Raw genomic sequence first — 19093 nt, 5'->3', positions numbered from 1 at the left:
TAAATGAAAGGAGGTTATAACATGACATTACAAGTTTTCATAATAGGAACTCTTTCTTTTTTAGCTTCTACATTCATTTTCTATACAGTTAGTTACGTCTTATTATTAGACTTGTTACCGAATCATTTCGTTATTTCTCTAATTATTCTTTCTGCTCTCATGATTTCTTATCTTATTACAAGAAAATCAATGAATAAACCTTCTGCAAAAACAAAGTAATGGAGCGAACCTCTTGGCTAGCTCCATTATCATTTCCTAGGAAAGATTACATTCATCTTTGAAAATTCATTTTTTCACCATAATCTTTTACAATTTGAATAATATTTTGAAATATACCTATTCTTTCTTTGTTATGATTTAACATGTATAAATCATAATAATCATAATATACTTCTATTGCCTTTTGCTGTGAAATTGATACATTGTTAAGCGGCACGATAAAATGAGCTTCATATTGCTTATATCCTTCTCTTACTTGCTCTCCTAAAATCATTTCACTCGTTTTCCGTCCAATTATTTGTTGAATCTTTTCTGGAAACACAATTTGAAAATAATATTCTTTTTCAGTTTCTAACGCTTTATATAAAGAATTTGAGATTGTATAAAATATAGTATAATGTGCGTTGTTATTGTCTACTTTAATATGAAAAGCTGTAATTTGCATATCATTTTTTGTTACTTCTGCTAAACTCCCCCCCTCTATATGATTATGATGAATCATTGGAAGGAGAGCTAGAAGCTGCTTTGTCTCCTGTTTAGGAATCTTATATATTCCGTTCTCATTTTGAAGCCACCCTTCGCGAGATTCTCCTCTAAGCCATGCACGGTATATTTCCTTTTTCCCTTCCTTCTCAATTTGTATTTCATACTCAGGTTCTCCGAAGCTCCCTATTATCTCTTGTTTTTTAGCTTTATGAATAATATCTACTACCCGTTTTGCCTCTTCCTCTTTCAAAATTTTTTCTATCTTTCCTTTTTGTAAAATGGTAACTTTTATGCTTTCTTGCACACTACTCACCATCTCTTCGTTTTGTCCTTTCTCTTTCGGCTGTCCTATTTTACTACATGATACAAGCAAGATTATCCATAGACATAATACATATTTTCTCTTCACTCGATCCCCTCTATCTTACTAAGTATAAGAAATACTTATAATCTGCACTAATAAAAGCGTAAGGAAGCCTCACATCTATCTGTGAGGCTTCCTCATTTCATAATCTCATTTTGCAACACTCTTGATAGCCTCCACTTCTAGCCTGTGCACTTCCACACTTTGGACATACTAAATATCTAGACTGGTTTGCCAACAAACTACCTTTTGGAAGGAGTAACACTTCTGCTTGTTTAAATGAACGTGAATAATATAACCATATAAAACCACAAATAGCGAGAATCCCCAATAAAACTCCCATTGCAAGCATTTCTGCCACCTCTTTTTAGGTTTGTTCTTTCCAGCAAGTGGATTGTTGTATTATTCTCTATAAAATTTTAAAATTCCTTCTCTCCCCCCATAATCGTCTTATTTATCTGTAAATTTAACAATCCTTTATATTGTTTTACACAATTTTTACAAAAAATATTGTTTCACTCTCATACACTAAAGTGAACCTTCAAACAGAGACGTCTCTTCATCTATACTTACATTCTTCATAACCAACGTTTTACGAATCTGCTTTTTTTGAGGTGATCGTATTACAATCACCCAGACTTTTAGAAGATACCTTTTCAAAAAATGAGTTGCAGAGAGGAGTATCATCATGTATCCCTTCTTCTTGTTTACTTTCTTGATGAAATTGGTTATCTCTATTTTCATTCCTTCTCCGAACATACCCGTACAGATTATTAGCCTCAACGATTTTCATGGACAATTAAATACAACATCTATGCTACATGGAAAAGCTGTAGGACGCGCAGATTACCTCGCTAGCTATATTCAAATGTATCGCATGAAAAATCCAAATACTTTGCTTGTACATACTGGAGATATGATCGGTGGAAGCCCTCCTATTTCAGCATTATTTCATGACGAACCAACTATGGAATTTCTCAACAAACTACAATTTGATGTAGGTACAGTTGGAAATCATGAATTTGATAAAGGTCCTATCACGCTATACCAACTTATTAATGGTGAACTTTTTTATAAAAAAACTACTTTTTCTGGTAGTACATTTCCTTATATATGTGCAAATGTAGTAGATAATCGTAGCAATAAGCCTCTCTTTCCACCTTATACAATTAAATGGATTGAAGGGATTCCGATTGCATTTATTGGTATCACAACAAAAGATACTCCTTTTGTCACAATGTATAGCAATATGTCCTCTGTGCGCTTTTTAGATGAAGCTTCTACAGTTAATGATTATGTGCATCACCTACAACAACAAGGTATTCATGCATTTATTATTCTTGCGCATCTTGGCGGTCGCACAAATGAAGGTATTACAAATGGAGAACTAGCTCATCTAGCAAATAAAGTAGACGCTGATGTTGATATTATCTTTGGAGGGCACACTCATTCTTATATAAACGGAAATATGAACGGAAAATTACTTGTTCAAGCTTATTCTTATGGAAAAGCTTTTTCAAACGTTACTCTTACCTTAAATCGAACAACGAAAGACATTATGAAAAAACAAGCCGAGATTATCCCTGTTTACCAAGAGAAACTTCTGCCGAATCCACACATCACATCATGGCTACAAACTTATTCTTCAAAAATTCATTCTAAGGTAGAAGAGACATTAGGCGTAACAAATTACAAGCTCACTCGAAAGCAGAATAAACATGGGGAATCCGATTTAGGAATACTGATTGCTACAGCACAACGCCAAACAATGAATGCTAATATTGCCTTTGTAAACCCTGGAAGCATTCGATACGACTTACAGAAAGGGAACATTACATGGGAAGATACTTTTCTCATACAGCCATTTGGAAACAAACTTATTAAAATGGATCTATCCGGAAAAGAAATTCGAAGAGCCTTGCAAGAACAATGGGAAGGTGAAACGCGTATTTTACAAGTTTCAGGACTACGTTACAGTTTGAAGGATTATACTTTACAAAATATTTCACTAGAAAACGGAACACCATTGCGAGATAATGAAGTATATTCAGTTGTCATCAATTCATTTTTAGCAAATGGCGGAGATAAATTTAGTGTGTTTAAAGCAGGGCGAAATCGAATCGAAGGCCCAACAGATCAAGAAGCTCTTGCAAATTACATACGCTCCATTTCATATATCAATACGCTTCCACAAAGTTTCATCCAAAAAAACTATTGACTTTTTTGAAGAAACATGCAAAAATACTGTCAAAATACTTAAACAAAATTCATTGACGAGAACGAGTACGTTATAGGACTGTTCCCTAGAGAGTTGGCATTTTGCTGCAAGCCAATGTTCAGTGCATAACCGAAAATCATCTCCGAGAAGTAGAACTGAAAGAAATAGTAAGTTCTTACCGGCTGTCCTCCGTTACAAGGAACACGTATCATGTTGTACGTTGCAAAGCCGTATACAGATAGATATTTTTCTACATGTATAAATTAGGGTGGTATCGCGGGTAATATAACTCGTCCCTTTATGAAGGGGCGAGTTTTTTATGTTCTTACGAATGAATTTTTATAAAAGGAGGAAAAAACAATGAACACTGTATCAAGAAAGCATGTGTTTTTCACAGGACTTATGCTATTCTCTTTATTTTTTGGAGCAGGTAACTTAATTTTCCCTCCAATGCTTGGACAAAATGCAGGTGATCATTTCTGGCCAGCTATGGTCGGGTTCTTATTAACAGGTGTCGGCTTGCCTTTATTAACCGTTATTGCAATCTCTCTTTCTGGAAATGGAATGCAGCAGCTTGCGAGTCACGTTCACCCAATATTCGGAATTTTCTTTGCGGTTATCGTTTATATTTCAATTGGTCCAGCTATGGGAATTCCACGTGTTGCAAATGTTGCTTATGAAATGGGAATTAGCTCATTTTTACCCGAAGACATTCGTACTAGTTCACTTACATTGTTTGTGTACACAGTCGTTTTCTTTTCTCTTGTATATTGGCTAAGCTTAAATCCTTCTAAACTAGTAGATCGTATCGGTAATATATTAACACCTGTTTTATTATTTTCTATTTTCTTATTATTTGTAAAAAGTGTGTTTACGCCACTTGGCCCGTCAGGTCCAGCTATGCAAGACTATGTAACTTCCCCTACTTTCAAAGGATTTATGGAAGGATATTTAACAATGGATACGATTTCTGCACTTGCATTTGGAATTATTGTTGTAAACGCCATTCGCTCAAAAGGTGTAGAAGATCGAAAAACGGTTGCAATCGCAACAACAAAAGCAGGCCTTGTTGCCGCTATCGGACTCATCCTTGTATATGTTGCACTCGGTTGGTTAGGTGTAACGAGCGTTTCACTTGGATATGCAAAAAATGGTGGTCAATTACTTACAGTGATTGTTCAACAACTATTCGGTCCATATGGTCTTTCTTTATTAGCTATTATTGTAACGCTTGCTTGTTTGACAACATGCGTAGGACTCGTCTCAGCATGTAGCCAATATTTTTCAACATTATTAGTAAAATTTTCATACAAAAATTTCGCTAGAGGCATTTGTGTAGCCGGGCTTCTCGTAGCCAACTTAGGATTAACAAAAATTATCGCAATCTCTATACCGATTTTACTTGTTGTATATCCAATCGCAATTGTCCTTGTACTCCTTTCACTCCTTCATAAATTTTTTGGCGGTTATCGCTCAGTTTATGTTGGCACTTTAGTCGGCGCCGGAGTAGTAAGTGTGTTTGATGGTTTAAAGCAAGGAAATGTTTCCGTTTCATTTATTACTTCTTACTTTGAATGGATTCCATTATATACAGAAGGCATCGGTTGGCTATTACCATCATGTTTAGGAGCAATAATTGGTCTTATTGTCGCAAAACAAAAAAACGCAAAACTAGTTCCATCGGTAGAAAATACCTCTGAATCGAAAGTATCCTAAACCATCAAGGTAAGGGGATATATCATTTCAAACAAAATAAATCCAATCCTAATGAGTTAGGTGGAATCCATCTATCATAAGTATATAGCTCATTCGTAAGTCTTTAGATTGTTGAAATCATGAGTTATGCCCCTTGGAAAAGGTACCTTGCAGCAAAGGTACCTTTTCTTTGTACATTTGTATTTTGAAAGTATAACTAAAAGATTTTCATATAGAGGATGTAAAAAATTTTTACTTTGGATAATCATACTTAAAAAAGAGCTTCAACAAAATACACACATACTTCGTTGAAGCTCCTTTCTATTTTATAAGTTGATGTCTAAATGCATAAATAACTGCTTGTGTTCGATCGCTGACATTCAATTTATTTAAAATGTTACTTACATGCGTTTTCACAGTTTTCAGTGCTATAAACAGCTCATCTGCAATTTCTTGATTACTTTTTCCTTCTGCAATTAATAATAAAATTTCAAACTCTCTTTCTGTTAAATCGTCATGTAATGGTTGTTCCTTCTTTTGGCGCATCCGAGACATCATTTTCCCGGTCACTTTTGGTTCCAACACCGTTTCCCCATCATAAGTTGCTCGCACCGCATCTGCGATATCACTTGCTCGTGACGTTTTTAATAAATAACTCGTTGCCCCCGCCTCGATAACAGGATATAACTTTTCATCATCTAAAAAGCTCGTTACGACCACAATTTTTGCTTCCGGCCATTCCTTAATAATCGCACGCGTCGCCTCCACTCCATCCATTTCATCCATAACAAGATCCATTAAGATGATATCTGGTTTTAATTGTAATGCTAGCTCTGAACCTTTTCTGCCATTTTCCGCTTCCCCAACTACTTCAATATCTGGTTGTGTTGATAAGTAAGCAGATACTCCCATGCGAACCATTTCATGATCATCAACTAGTAATACTTTAATCATCATTCTCCCCCTCTCTCTATCATAATTGGCACTTTCACTTCAATTTGTGCTCCTTTATTTGGGAAACTAAGTACTTTTAACGTCCCTCCAATTTCATGAACACGTTCCTGCATAGATTGTAATCCATATGATCCTGCTTTATTTACTCCAACTCCAACTCCAACTTCAAACCCAACACCATCATCAATTATTTTCAAAATGGCATATTGATCAATTTGACGAAGGCGTACTTCTATTTTCTTTGCCTTTGCATGTCGCAGTGTGTTAGACAATGCTTCTTGTAAAATACGAAATAGATGATCTTCGACACCTTTTTTTAACTGAATGGATTCAACGAACCATTCGATTTTCATATGCTGTTTTCTAGACAGCTCTGTTAATAGTTCCTCTATACCTTCTGTGAGTTTTTTTCCTTCCAATTGTACAGGACGTAAATGAAGAAGCAATGCTCTCATTTCGGATTGCGCATTCACGACCATGTTCTCTACAAGCTTCAATTGTTTTTTTGTTGTTTCTGGAAATTGATCTACTTGCTCATTAATTGCTGACATCATCATAGACATTGCAAAAAGCTGCTGACTTACAGAATCATGCAGTTCTCTTGCCAAGCGATGTCTTTCTTGAGAAATAGCTTCTTGCTTCATTTCTTCATTCCAATGGGCTCGTTCATTTGTTACCTTTTGAAATAATCCAGCTTGTTCTTCTAATCTTCGAGTAAGTGTCATAACTTTTCGCTCTATTTCATGAAATTCGTCTTCTGCCGTAAACGAAACATCTTTCGGAAAGTTCCCTCGCTCTACTTCAAATAAGAAAGTATTCAAACCTTGAATACGCTGCTTTACATAATAGCCAATCGCATATCCTACAATGCCTCCAATAAGAAGACTTGTACTCATGATTAACAAACCAACAGGAACAGAGGCGATGGATTCTTTCCATAGGAAATCATATATATCTTGCTTGCTTTTCCACATATAGATAATAGTACAAATGAGTGCAATACTAATGGAAGATAGCATAGAATAACGAATGTACATCCATGAAATATTTCCTTGTTTTTTCATCATACTTTCCTCACTTCCGTATCTCCTACAACAAGCGAAGAAATAATTTTAATACGACGAGGAGCTTCTCTATACTGCTCTGTTTTAAATGTAACATTTCGGTTCAAACCTGTTTCTTCATGCCCTGGCAGTAATACTCTCCCAACAATAACCGAATGATTTAAAGATAATTCAATGTCATATGGAACGTACAATCTAATATTTCCGATTACCCCACGAATAACAATGACGGTTTCTCCTTCTGGAATCATAGCCGTTGTTAAGTCCATTTCAACATCACAGACTCCATATTGAACATTAATATCTTCTAGTTCATAAATATGATCCATCATTCGTACGTTTCCTATCATCATATTTTTCAAATATGGTTCAGAACGATAGATTGGTTTATCCTCATCAATATATCCTTTCTCCTTAATCTGAACTTGAATAACTTGCTGTTTCTGCTGCCCTTGAATCAGTCGATAACCGATCAATGCGAAACAAGCGAATACAACAAGTACGAAAGCCGCTGATGAAAATAGAAAAAATAAAAATACAAGTCCTCCAATAAATAAAAACACATTACCTCTCACATAACGATTCTTCTTTCGATAATGTCTTCCAAACATAATCATAATAAAGGCAAAAATGAGACCTCCTGGTTCAAAGCGTCCAGAAATCATATCGATAAAAAGACCAAATCCAAATATAATGAGGAGCATCCCCACAAATTGTGTTTTTGAAAATTGTTGCTTCATTTCAGCTCCCCCCTTCTCATTACATATAAAGTGAAACTTGAATCAGTGGGGGGGTTTCATCCCCCACTGATTATGAGCCCTCACCAATCAGGCTACCCGTTACTGCGAGATAAATAGAAGAAAAAGGTATTGCTTACCAACACCTTTTCTTCTATCACTATATCATATGCTCGTTTTATAATATACTACAATTATTTTATCCCTTCTTTGTTTAAAGATACTTCATTTTTATCTTTCATTTCGCGCTCCAGTTTAGCAATTTTCATATCAAAAGTATCACGTTCATACCCTTCATTTATGCGAAGTTCTAAATCACGAATATGATCTTCTATTTCTTCAAATCGTAAAAACGGATTGCTTTCATCCATTTTATGAAGCGCTGTATTCATACGACGATTCGCATGCGCCATATTCTCACGCGCCATCAGTTGCATACGCTTTGCATTCATTTCTTTTAATTTATTTTTCATTTCAGAAAGGCGACGTTCTAATTCGTCAATTTGTTCGATAACACCTGCATACATTTCTTCTAAACGAGCCACTTGTCCTTCATAATATGCGACTTCTTCTAAAGCACGCTCATGTAGTTGCAGTTCTCCTGCTTCTTGTGCAATAATGGCTTGCTTAGATCTCTTATTTACGAAATAACGTGCCTCTTCAAGCTCACGAGCAAAGTTCGTTTTTAACGTTTTATGACGCTCAATTAACTTTTCAATTTTTGTTATTTCACGTTCACTATCACGTAAATATTGGTTTAACATAGCAATTGGGTTTTTTCTTTCTTTTTCATCTAATACATTATGAAGATCTGCTAAAATCGCATCGCGTACACGGCCAAATAAAGATTGTTTCATCCTAATCTTCCTCTCTTCTATTTTATCAGTTAAATTCGTTTATACTAGTTTTTCATTAACTTATTCCACTCATCTTCAAAGTTGCTATATCTTGTAGAACTCCTTGAAGTAGAATCCATTACTACATCTTTTTCCTTTTTCCACTCACGGTATCCGTAATATAAAACTACCAAGGCTACAATACCAATTAATGCAGGAGAATGTGAAAGAGCAATTGATAGACCGATTAAACCAACAATCCCCCAAGCTAACTTTCCAAAAAATGATTGTGCTCGCACAAATGATTTATAGCTCCAGTACACAATTCCCGCTCCAATGGCAAATCCTATCATACCACCAAGGCTACCAAGAGCAATTAAAGCCAAAATACCGGCTGCAATGAACGCTAGAAATTGTTTCATCTTGTGCTCGCCTCCCTTCGATTTGATACTCTTATCTTAACTATTTTTTTGATTTTCCATAACGAGCTTAAGAACCGTTTTCATCTCAGACTTAAGACTGAGACACAATCAGTCTTTTGCCAACTTCCCCTTCACGAATCGAACTTTTATAAGCATATTTTCACCTAATGTCGTTGCTTTCGTGAAATTTTGAGACAGAGGTTAATACAGATAAAAAAAATGAGAGAAGATGTAAAGGACGACTTTACAAATCATAAAAAAGAGAAATACAACCACTAAAAAGGACGTATAAACGATAAAAAGACGCTCAAAATCACTTTTATGAGCGTCTTTTTTGCCTTATTCTAATAAAAAATTAGGCTGTTTTATGAAATTGTCCTTTTTCCTCGACTTTTGAAAATCTCGGAAAATCAATTAAGATTGAGACTACACCACATAGTCCAACTAAAATTGGATAAAATGCATACGGCAATAGTTCAACTGGTGATAAAGCCGCAAATCCTGCTGCTGTTAACATCTGCGCTCCGTATGGAACTAGCCCTTGAACACAACACGAGAACACATCTAGTACACTCGCCGATTTTCGTGGATCAATTTCATATTGATCTGCAATATTTTTTGCAAGAGGACCAGTGAATATAATCGAAATTGTGTTATTCGCTGTGCATATATTCGTCATGCTTACTAATCCAGCAATTCCAAATTCCGCACCTTTTTTCGAACGGATATTACGCGTTAATGTATTCATTAAATATTGAATACCACCATTATATTGAATGATTTCAACCATTCCACCAATTAAAATTGCCAATAGTACGAGTTCCATCATTCCATTCATCCCTGTTGCAGCACTTTTAAAGAAGCTAGCTAACGTATAACTCCCATCTAAAAAACCAATGATACCAGATAAAATGGTTCCACCTGTTAATACAACGAGTACATTCCATCCAAGTAGCGCTGTAACAAGCACCCCTGCATACGGCAATATTTTCATCCAATCAAATGCATGTGTCTTTATTTCTGTATGATTTCCTAAAGTAAGAACAACTAATAATATAACGGTAATCATAGCAGCGGGTAAAACAATTAAAAAGTTCGTTTTAAACTTATCTTTCATTTCTGTCCCTTGTGAACGAACAGCTGCGATTGTTGTATCAGAAATAAATGATAAATTATCTCCAAACATAGCCCCACCTACAACTGTTGCCATCGCTAACGCAATTGAAATATCTGTTTGTTGACTGATCCCTACAGCAATCGGCGCTAATGCTGCAATTGTTCCCATTGAAGTTCCCATTGCTAATGAAATAAATGCACCGATCACGAAAATGCCAGCTATAATAAATCCTTGTGGCAAAACAGCTAAAGCTAAATTAACTGTAGAGTCCACTCCTCCCATTCCCTTTGCTGTTTCTGAAAAAGCACCAGCAAGTACAAATATTAATACCATAATCATAATGTCTGGATTCCCAGCTCCTTTAGCGAAGCGTTCTACTTTCGCTGTAAAACTCTCTTTCCGATTCATCGCTAAAGCAACTCCTACCGCAATTAGTATCGCTACTAAAATCGGCAATTTATAAAAATCACCTGTAATGATTCCAGAACCAATAAATAGTACTAAAAATATTCCAAGTGGCAATAAAGCAAAAATATTTCCTCTCGTTTCCTTCACCATATCATCTCTCCCTAGTTTTAAACCTTTTCTACTGAATAACAAAAGACCTCTTCCAAGAAGAAGAGGTCTTATACATCTATAAGAAACACTCTTCTCATCTTTCAAGCACATGCTTGCTGGATTTGGCACAGCACTCCAAAATCGAGTCCGCTGCCGAGGCATCATAGGGCCAGTCCCTCCGCCTCTCTTTATAAGAAGGTTTCATATTTTTATTTGTAATAATGTCTTTCCTAACTTTACTCGCTTATAAATCAAAAGTCAATTATTATTTTTATAGAAATAATCGGTATTTTTCTTCTTATTCATATAATGCGACGAATATACCAATCATTATACATAAAAAATGATCATTTCAATGTTTCTATTTCACGTTTTAAAATAGAAATCCATGGAAATTCTTCTTTTTCGATTCTCTCCATAACCCACCTTGCTATATCCCACGCTTCATTATATTCGTCTCTGGAAATGGTTTCTTCTGCATAAGCCGCTTCCAACTCATCTTCATCTAATAAATATATTTTCCCATCTGGAAATAATACGACATCCAAATATAGATCATCAAAATATGGCAAGCCATTCTCATCTATTTCGAACTCTTTAGCAATATCAATATAATACTGTACTATATTTTTTTGTTCATCTAACATAGCTGTAATAACAAATTTTTTACCTTTTATAAAATACTGCACCCATGTATAGCCATCATTTACAATACAAATTTCACTATGATCATACTGCTTATAACTAGGTTCCTTTACTTTTATCACATGCAAAATTCCTAACATACCTTGCTCACATTCCCGCACTTCATACGTTTTCTGTAACAATCTTTTCCACGAAGCACCATTTCCATATTTTCTCTTCATTATACATCCCACTCCTTTCCAATATAGAAAAGCTCCCACATATTGATGCGAGAGCTTTTTCAATCGTTATTACGCTACTTGTTTTCCAGATATCTCTTTCAAATAAGCTTGTCCTTTTATATCATCATATTGTCCTTCCCATTTAGACATAACAACAGCTGCTAAAGAGTTTCCAACAACGTTAACTGCTGTACGTGCCATATCTAAAATACGGTCAATACCTGCGATAAACGCTAAACCTTCTGCCGGAATTCCAACTGTACCTAACGTTGCTAATAGTACAACGAATGATACACCTGGTACCCCTGCAATCCCTTTTGATGTTAACATTAATACAAGTAACAATGTAATTTGCTGTGTAATCGATAAATCAATACCATACATTTGTGCTAAGAAAATTGCAGCAATCGCTTGGTATAGCGTTGATCCATCTAGGTTAAATGAATAACCAGTTGGAATAACGAAAGATGAAATCGCCTTTGGACAGCCGAATTTCTCCATCTTCTCCATAATTTTTGGCAAAACTGTTTCTGAGCTCGCTGTAGAATACGCTAAAATAAGCTCATCTTTTAAAATTTTAAAGAACTGAAATATGTTAATTCCAAAGATTTTCGCTGTAAGTCCTAGTACGACAACAACAAAGAAAATCATCGATCCATACACAACAATCACTAACTTCCCTAGTGGGATTAATGATGCTAGACCAAATTTAGAAACGGTCACACCAATTAAAGCAAATACCCCAAATGGTGCAAACTTCATTACTTGGTTTGTAACATAAAACATTGCATCTGCTACCCCTTGGAAAAATTGCAGAACCGGTTTTCCTCTTTCACCAATCGCTGCAATCCCTAAACCAAATAATACAGAGAAGAAAATAATAGCAAGCATATCACCTTTTGCCAGTGATTCTATAATATTTGTCGGAACAATGTTTACAAATGTATCCGCAAATGAATGACTCTGTACTTGCTCAGTTGTAGCTGTATATTTTGAAATATCTGTTTTTGTTAATTCATTCATATTAATACCTTTTCCTGGTTGGAAAATATTCGCTACCAGCAAGCCGACAACAATCGCAATTGTTGTAATAATCTCAAAATAAATAATTGTTTTTCCGCCTAATCGACCTAGCTTTTTCACATCTCCAACACCTGCAACCCCAACAACGATGCTCGCTACAACGATTGGTACAACAATCATCTTAATTAATCGAATAAAAATATCACCAATTGGTTGTAAAAACTTTGCAACCTCTGGATTGCCATAAAAAATCGCCCCAACTGCAATACCGAGTGCAAGCCCTATTAATATTTGCCATGCAAGTCCAATCCTCTTCATACTTGCTGCCAACCCCCTTCTTAGATGCTATAACTCTATTTTTCTATGAAATAAAGAAATTAAGCGTATTACATATAATTCGACAATTCACTACATTTGTCTCCCTTTAAAATGATAAATCATAAAATGAAATCTGACAACAAAATAAGTTTTCCTGAATACAAATATTTTTCTTGACAAAAATAAAACCCATGTAAGAAAACCTAACATAAGAATACTCCCTCCTTTGATTTATTAGCGTTTTTCTGTTGCACCTTCTTTTTATGCATATAACAGAAAAATGAATATTTACCATTTTTCATTTTTTTATTGAAGTAGGAAAGAAAAGGATTACAAGACATATAAATAACTAACTTCGACAATATTCAGCAATTTTATAAAATTTTCTTTACATTATGATTACAACAATAGACAGCATTCTTCTTCTTATATACAATCATAGATGGGAAAGGAGCTAGACAACTCATGAATAAGAAATTTGCAGCTTTTAGCGTTTTAGCAGTGGGAACTCTTTTTGTTTCTCCGTTACTTTCACCAGTACACGCAGAAACAAGTCAAGATAAACTGTCCAATATTCAATCAGAATTAGAAGGTAAACAACAAGAACTACAAAATAAGTCAGCTGAAAAAGAACAAATGGAGAAAGAAATACAAGAATTACAAAAGAAGATTGATGAATTAACAATTTCCATTAATAAAAATGAAGCTGATTTAAACGATACAAAAAAAGAAATTACTAAAACACAGCAACTTATTGATGAGAAAAAGAAACATATTGAGCAACTACAAAAGAATATTGATACACGTCAAGAAGTGATTAAACAACGTTTACAATCGATGCAAGAAAAACCGCGAACAAATATTATAACTGAAGTTTTAACAAGTTCAAATAACCTCGCAGATCTCGTTGATAATATGTATTCCGTTAGTTTAATTTTAAATAATGATACTGATATCGTAAAAAAACAAACACAAGATCGGGAAACTGTAAAAAACGAAAAAGAAGCTGTTGAAAAGAAAGAACAGCAACTAAAAGAAGCTGAACAAAAATTACAGCAAAAACAACAAGAATTACAAACAAACCAACAACAACAACAAAGTCTCATTAATGATTTACATATAAAAGTATCACAAGTAGATTCAGAGATTGAGAGTTTAGAAGAATCGAAAAATATTTTAGAGAATCAGCGCCAAGCTGTTCAAAAAGCAATGGAAGAAGAGAAACGTGCAGAAGAGGCGCGTAAGGCAGAAGAAGCAAAAAAACAAGCAGCCGCTTCAACGGAAGCTACCTCAGTACCACATGATACAAATGTAGGCGGATTTATTAAACCAGCTGCTGGCTCAAAGACCTCTGGATTTGGTTCTCGTTCTTTAGGGAATCACTTCGGTATCGACATTGCAGCCTCTGGTACAGTTCCCATTATTGCCGCTGCCGATGGTGTTGTGATTCGCTCTGAGATGTCTTCTAGTTACGGAAATGTTGTATACTTATCTCACCGAATAAATGGGAAAACATATACAACTGTATATGCGCATATGAGCAGCCGTTCTGTCTCAAACGGACAAACTGTTAAACAAGGACAACAATTAGGATTTATGGGAAATACAGGACAATCTTTCGGTCAACATTTGCATTTCGAACTTCATATTGGCGAATGGAATGTAGGAAAAACAAACGCAGTAGACCCTTCTCCTTATATCGGACTATAAAAAACTCGGTACATACCGAGTTTTTTATTTCTTTAATATCTTGTAGGCATTTTCCATAGACTAAAATAATAGTCCAATTCATCTAGGAGGATTTGATTATGAATAAAGAAAAATTACAAAACGAGCTACAAGAAGCACAAGAAACTTATATAGGACGCCTCTTTACTCTCGGGGGTTCGATACTTTTTTAATCGGATTATTTATAGCTGCCGCCGTTACTTACAAAGCCTATAACCGTTCATTAGACAAACAAGCACCAAACTCATAATCAATAGGCGATGGAAAAGCACCTACTGAATTAAAGTTTTACTTTGTTTTATAACATTTTAAATATACCAATTGCATTTAAAAATACAATGATAACTGTTACTGGGATAATGTAACGAAGTAAGAAAAACCAAATGTTAAATAATGTTTTCCCTCTTCTTTCCGTAACTTCTAATTCTTTCATCAGTAAATCTTTACGCATTTTATTTGGCACAAATAGCGAAATAGCTAATACACCTAATGGAAGCAAAATATTGCTAACTGCAAAGTCAACTAAATCAAAAAATGTCTTTCCAAATATCTTAACGTCACTCATAATCCCAAATGATAATGCAGATGGAATTCCAGCAGCAAAAATAAGTAAACCAATGATGAAAGATACAGAAGGACGTTTCTTTACATGATCTTTCGCTGTAGAAGCAACAACAATTTCAAGCATTGAAATAGCTGAAGTTAATGTGGCAAAGAAAAATAAGATCAAAAACATAATAAAGAAAAATTGTCCAAACGGTATTTTGGCAAATACAGCCGGAAGAATAATAAATAATAATCCTGGTCCTTCTGTTGGTTTAACCCCTAATGCAAAGATAGCTGGAAAAATAGCTAAACCGGCAAGCACTGTAATAAATACCGTTAAACTTACAATCGATGTTGCTGATTTCGCTAAATGTTCTTCTTTCTTTAAATACGAACTATACGTAACCATGACAGATGCGCCCACTGTTAACGAAAAGAAAGATTGTCCCATTGCATATAGAATCGTATCTGCCGTTAGCTTTGAAAAATCTGGTTTTAAGAAAAATTCGACCCCAGCAAAAGCACCATCCAGCGTAAGCGCACGAATAATAATCGTAACAAATAAAACAAATAAGAGCGGCATCATATATTTACTTGCCTTTTCAATCCCTTTCTCCACCCCTTTACTCACAACGAAAATAGTGCAAAGCATGAAGAGAAGTTGTGCTCCAACTGCACTTGTAGGATTCGAAATTGTTGCTCCAAACACTTCACCATAGTTTACTCCTTCCTCCCAAAAAGTACCTGTCAAACTAAAATATAAATATAGTAAAATCCAACCGCCTACAACACTATAAAAAGATAGAACACTAAAACAAGTGACAACTCCTATGCGGCCGATCCATGGATATAACTTACTATTTGGTACTAATACTTTATAAGCTGTCACAGCTTCTTTTTGTGTACTACGTCCAATGACAAATTCCGCTAATAAAAGAGGCATACCAATAAATAATGTTAACAGCAAAAAGACTAAGAAAAACGCGCCGCCCCCTCCATTACCTGCCACATACGGAAACTTCCATATTGCTCCAAGTCCTACTGCGGCCCCAGCAGCTGCGAGTACAAAACCAATTTTCGACGTCCATTGTTGTTTGTCTTTCATCATATATTCTCCTTTTCTGAATTTTCTTACTTTTGTAAATTATACCCTTTCATTTCATACTCGCGCACCCCCTTTTTAAAATAAAAAAAGTCCTCCACACGCTGCTATGCATGTAGAGGACGATATATGTAATGGAATACCGTGGTACCACCTCAATTGGATTAAGAAAATCCCACTTCTTTCAGGTACAGGAAACATCCGATACCCTATCCTTTTAACGGCGGAACCCGGGCTGCCTACTCAATTGTTCAGCATACCTCTCGCAAGCCCATTCTGTATATTTTATCGCACCGGGCTCACACCTTATCCCCAGCTCTCTGAACGCCTCAAATATACATACTCTTCTTGCTCATCGATTTCATATTTTAAAGATACTTGTGATTATAAATCATACGATTCTGTTTGTAAAGTACGATTCATGTTCTATCCTACTTGACTCTTTTTCTCTAATGCTTGTAAAAATAATTCTCGTTCTGTTTCTTTTTGAAGGTATATAGGCTTTAGCACTTCTTGTAGCATTCTATTTTGCTCCCGTTTTTCCAATTGTAATTCTTTCACTTTTCTTCTTACTTCATATAGAAACTCGAGATATGTTTCATAGATCTCACCGTATTTATGCGCAATTTCATCGCGAATTTTCTTCGCAAGCTTCGGACTTGCTCCTCCTGTAGAAACAGCTATATTAAGCTTGCCACGATGAATGGTAGATGGAAAATGAACGTTTCCCTTTTCTGGATTTGTAATCACATTTACCAATTGATTTGTCCCAGCATCCTTTTCAATTCTTTCATTTAAGAACGGATCGCTAGTGGCTGCCACTACTAAAAAAGCCCCTTCTAAATCGCCATTTTCATACTCTTTTTGATACCAGCGGATTTTTTTCGATTCGACAAGTTTCACTAAGCTTGCATCTAATTTAGGACTCACAACAATAATATTTGCTCCTTGGTTTAATAGCGGTATAATTTTAAATCCAGCAACCTTCCCGCCCCCAATAACAACAACGCGCTTATTTTCAATTCGAACTGTAAGTGGATACATATTGATCGCTCCTTAATAGCCGTTCTGTCTTTTGAATTAGCATATTTCGAACTGTAGGATTCTTTCCTAAGTACGGACTTATATGTATATCCGCATTTTGATATTTACTTACTTCTTGTTCAATATGTTTCATTAACAGTCCTGTAAATAATAAATAAGGCAAAACGACGATATGCTTTTCTTTTCTTTCTATTATTTCTTGTAATTTATCTTCAAATCTTGGCTCTGTTGCAGCTAAATAGCATACTTCCACCGTTTTCACATTCTTCTGCTGCTGAAATAAAAACGCAATCTCCCTCATATTCTCTACTATTTCTGGCTCACTACTTCCCCTTGCTACTAGTAAAAGCGTTGCTTCTTCCTGATATTCTTCCAAACCACTTTCTTTATAAGCGGCTAAAATAAGCGAATCAGATACTCCAAATGCATCACCATATACAATTTCAAGATTCTCATATTTATTTTTTATTTTTTGTAATTCATATGGAATATCTTTTTTTACATGTCCTGCTGCTAATAGAAAAACTGGTATGACAATAATTTTTGTTGCTCCTCTTTTTATACAAGCAGCAATTCCCTCTTCAATGGATGGACTTGCCAACTCTAAAAAGCAAACTTCTTGAACAGACGCATGAATGTGACTCATACAAGAAGTAACGAACTGTATCGCCTCTTCTTTCGCAGCTTTTAATCTACTTCCATGACATATATACAGCACTGCTTTCATTTTACAATACTCCGCTTACTGAATATGCTACTTCTGTTTGCTGTTCAAACCAGTGAATCTTTTCCCTAAAACGAACGACTTCTCCAATGACAATCATACTCGGATTTTGAATATTTTCAATTTCCGCGATAGAAACGATTGTCCCTAACGTTCCTACAACCGTACGCTGTGACGAAGTAGTCCCCCATTCAATAATAGCAGCCGGTGTCTCTGCTTCTTTCCCATATTGCAAAAGTTTCTCACATATATACGGAAGATTACTAACTCCCATATATACCGCTAATGTATCGACACCTTCTGCTAAATTTCTCCATTTTATTTCTTCCTCTGTCCCTTCTTTGCGATGACCTGTTACAACAGCAAAACTGGCACTTACTTCTCTATGCGTAACAGGAATACCTGCATACGCAGAAGCTGCTATTCCTGCTGTAATGCCAGGAACAATTTCAAAAGGAATACCATGTTTTGCTAACACTTCTGCTTCCTCACCACCTCGGCCAAATACAAACGGATCCCCTCCTTTTAGCCTTGTTACAACCTTTCCTTTTTTCGCATATTTCACTAAAAACGTATGGATTGTTTCTTGCTTCATCGTATGATAGTTTGGTAATTTCCCACAATAAATTAGGTCTGCATCTGGTTTTGCATAAGAAAGTAATTCTTTATTCACAAGCCGGTCATATAAAATGACATCCGCTTGTTCAATGCACTTTACTCCCTTAATTGAAATTAATTCTGGATCTCCTGGTCCCGCACCCACAATATATACTTTGCCCATCCTCTCTCCTCATTTCTCCTAGTTAAAGTGAAACTTCCATTCTATGAATGGAAGTTTCCATTATTGTTTATTTCGTACTACAAAGTCTCTTGTTCATCAATCACAAACGCTGCACCTTTTCGAATCTTCTTTTTTTCATATAGAGAAATTTCTTTCACTTCTGGCAAAGGTAAGAAATATTTTTCTAATTCGACTTCAACAAGTCGAAATGCTTGTTCTTCACTTTGCGCAACGACAACTACAGGCACAACACCATTTACTAAAACAGCTTCAAAACGATATAAATCCATA

At 35.4% G+C, this 19093-nt stretch carries 19 protein-coding genes, 1 riboswitch and 2 other annotated features; of the genes, 4 read left to right on the top strand and 15 right to left on the bottom strand.

The annotated features are described in order from the left end of the window. Positions 1 to 21 precede the first annotated feature (21 nt). Entirely contained in the window at positions 22 to 219 is a 198-nt protein-coding gene (locus BCER98_RS06270) for a hypothetical protein (protein WP_011984243.1), read from the top strand. 52 nt (positions 220 to 271) lie between these two features. Here BCER98_RS06270 and BCER98_RS06265 read toward each other — a convergent pair whose 3' ends face one another. Beyond that, on the bottom strand, positions 272 to 1114 hold the full coding sequence (locus BCER98_RS06265) for a hypothetical protein (protein ID WP_011984242.1): 843 nt from the start codon (positions 1112 to 1114) through the stop codon (positions 272 to 274). A gap of 97 nt (positions 1115 to 1211) precedes the next feature. Next, positions 1212 to 1421: a hypothetical protein gene (locus tag BCER98_RS06260; RefSeq protein ID WP_011984241.1), complete on the bottom strand. Its 210-nt coding sequence runs from the start codon at positions 1419 to 1421 to the stop codon at positions 1212 to 1214. Between the two features lie 336 nt (positions 1422 to 1757). Between BCER98_RS06260 and BCER98_RS06255 the strand changes: the two genes are divergently transcribed. Then, positions 1758 to 3287 carry a bifunctional metallophosphatase/5'-nucleotidase gene (locus tag BCER98_RS06255; protein ID WP_011984240.1) on the top strand — a complete coding sequence of 510 codons (1530 nt, stop codon included), beginning with the start codon at positions 1758 to 1760 and terminating at the stop codon, positions 3285 to 3287. 43 nt (positions 3288 to 3330) lie between these two features. After that, positions 3331 to 3588, top strand: a binding site (T-box leader). A 59-nt stretch (positions 3589 to 3647) separates the two neighbouring features. Next, a complete protein-coding gene (gene brnQ3, locus BCER98_RS06250) occupies positions 3648 to 5003 on the top strand; it encodes a branched-chain amino acid transport system II carrier protein BrnQ3 (protein ID WP_011984239.1) in 1356 nt (451 codons plus the stop codon). Between the two features lie 300 nt (positions 5004 to 5303). Here the strand turns inward: brnQ3 and BCER98_RS06245 are convergent, their stop codons facing one another. The 8 genes from BCER98_RS06245 to gltP form a co-directional block, all read right to left on the bottom strand. After that, positions 5304 to 5936 carry a response regulator gene (locus tag BCER98_RS06245; RefSeq protein WP_011984238.1) on the bottom strand — a complete coding sequence of 211 codons (633 nt, stop codon included), beginning with the start codon at positions 5934 to 5936 and terminating at the stop codon, positions 5304 to 5306. Continuing rightward, positions 5936 to 7000 carry a sensor histidine kinase gene (locus BCER98_RS06240; RefSeq protein ID WP_041810295.1) on the bottom strand — a complete coding sequence of 355 codons (1065 nt, stop codon included), beginning with the start codon at positions 6998 to 7000 and terminating at the stop codon, positions 5936 to 5938. The genes BCER98_RS06245 and BCER98_RS06240 overlap by 1 nt, the downstream gene beginning before the upstream one ends. Then, the gene (gene liaF / locus BCER98_RS06235; protein ID WP_011984236.1) at positions 7000 to 7740 is read right to left on the bottom strand and encodes a cell wall-active antibiotics response protein LiaF; all 741 of its coding nucleotides are present in this window, start codon (positions 7738 to 7740) and stop codon (positions 7000 to 7002) included. The genes BCER98_RS06240 and liaF overlap by 1 nt, the downstream gene beginning before the upstream one ends. A 191-nt stretch (positions 7741 to 7931) precedes the next feature. After that, entirely contained in the window at positions 7932 to 8594 is a 663-nt protein-coding gene (locus tag BCER98_RS06230; RefSeq protein ID WP_011984235.1) for a PspA/IM30 family protein, read from the bottom strand. 44 nt (positions 8595 to 8638) lie between these two features. Then, complete coding sequence (locus tag BCER98_RS06225; protein WP_011984234.1) at positions 8639 to 8995, bottom strand: lmo0954 family membrane protein; 357 nt, start codon at positions 8993 to 8995, stop codon at positions 8639 to 8641. Positions 8996 to 9350: 355 nt separating this feature from the next. After that, the gene (locus BCER98_RS06220; RefSeq protein ID WP_041810293.1) at positions 9351 to 10667 is read right to left on the bottom strand and encodes a Na+/H+ antiporter NhaC family protein; all 1317 of its coding nucleotides are present in this window, start codon (positions 10665 to 10667) and stop codon (positions 9351 to 9353) included. A gap of 94 nt (positions 10668 to 10761) precedes the next feature. Further along, a riboswitch (SAM riboswitch) is annotated at positions 10762 to 10867 on the bottom strand. A 150-nt stretch (positions 10868 to 11017) separates the two neighbouring features. Then, complete coding sequence (locus BCER98_RS06215; RefSeq protein ID WP_011984232.1) at positions 11018 to 11536, bottom strand: DUF402 domain-containing protein; 519 nt, start codon at positions 11534 to 11536, stop codon at positions 11018 to 11020. Between the two features lie 69 nt (positions 11537 to 11605). Then, positions 11606 to 12877, bottom strand: a complete 1272-nt coding sequence (gene gltP / locus BCER98_RS06210) for a glutamate/aspartate:proton symporter GltP (RefSeq protein ID WP_011984231.1) — start codon at positions 12875 to 12877, stop codon at positions 11606 to 11608. A gap of 465 nt (positions 12878 to 13342) precedes the next feature. On the opposite strand from gltP, the gene BCER98_RS06205 reads away from it, so the two are divergent. Continuing rightward, positions 13343 to 14587: a murein hydrolase activator EnvC family protein gene (locus tag BCER98_RS06205; protein ID WP_011984230.1), complete on the top strand. Its 1245-nt coding sequence runs from the start codon at positions 13343 to 13345 to the stop codon at positions 14585 to 14587. A gap of 316 nt (positions 14588 to 14903) precedes the next feature. On the opposite strand, the gene BCER98_RS06200 is transcribed toward BCER98_RS06205, so the two are convergent. From BCER98_RS06200 to BCER98_RS06180, 5 genes are all read right to left on the bottom strand, one after another. Beyond that, positions 14904 to 16256: a sodium-dependent transporter gene (locus BCER98_RS06200; RefSeq protein WP_041809568.1), complete on the bottom strand. Its 1353-nt coding sequence runs from the start codon at positions 16254 to 16256 to the stop codon at positions 14904 to 14906. A 112-nt stretch (positions 16257 to 16368) separates the two neighbouring features. Beyond that, positions 16369 to 16618: a binding site (T-box leader), on the bottom strand. Positions 16619 to 16679: 61 nt separating this feature from the next. Then, on the bottom strand, positions 16680 to 17297 hold the full coding sequence (locus BCER98_RS06195) for an NAD(P)-binding protein (protein WP_011984228.1): 618 nt from the start codon (positions 17295 to 17297) through the stop codon (positions 16680 to 16682). Continuing rightward, positions 17272 to 18024 carry a sirohydrochlorin chelatase gene (locus BCER98_RS06190; RefSeq protein ID WP_011984227.1) on the bottom strand — a complete coding sequence of 251 codons (753 nt, stop codon included), beginning with the start codon at positions 18022 to 18024 and terminating at the stop codon, positions 17272 to 17274. The genes BCER98_RS06195 and BCER98_RS06190 overlap by 26 nt, the downstream gene beginning before the upstream one ends. Before the next feature lies 1 nt (position 18025). Continuing rightward, positions 18026 to 18802, bottom strand: coding sequence for a uroporphyrinogen-III C-methyltransferase (gene cobA / locus BCER98_RS06185; RefSeq protein WP_011984226.1), 777 nt, complete (start codon positions 18800 to 18802; stop codon positions 18026 to 18028). A 77-nt stretch (positions 18803 to 18879) separates the two neighbouring features. Further along, positions 18880 to 19092 (bottom strand): DUF3906 family protein, encoded by a 213-nt coding sequence (locus tag BCER98_RS06180; protein ID WP_011984225.1) that lies wholly within the window; start codon positions 19090 to 19092, stop codon positions 18880 to 18882. Position 19093: the final 1 nt, after the last annotated feature.

Source organism: Bacillus cytotoxicus NVH 391-98 (assembly GCF_000017425.1).
Lineage (GTDB): Bacteria > Bacillota > Bacilli > Bacillales > Bacillaceae_G > Bacillus_A > Bacillus_A cytotoxicus.
This window is presented reverse-complemented; position numbering and strand designations above follow the sequence as displayed.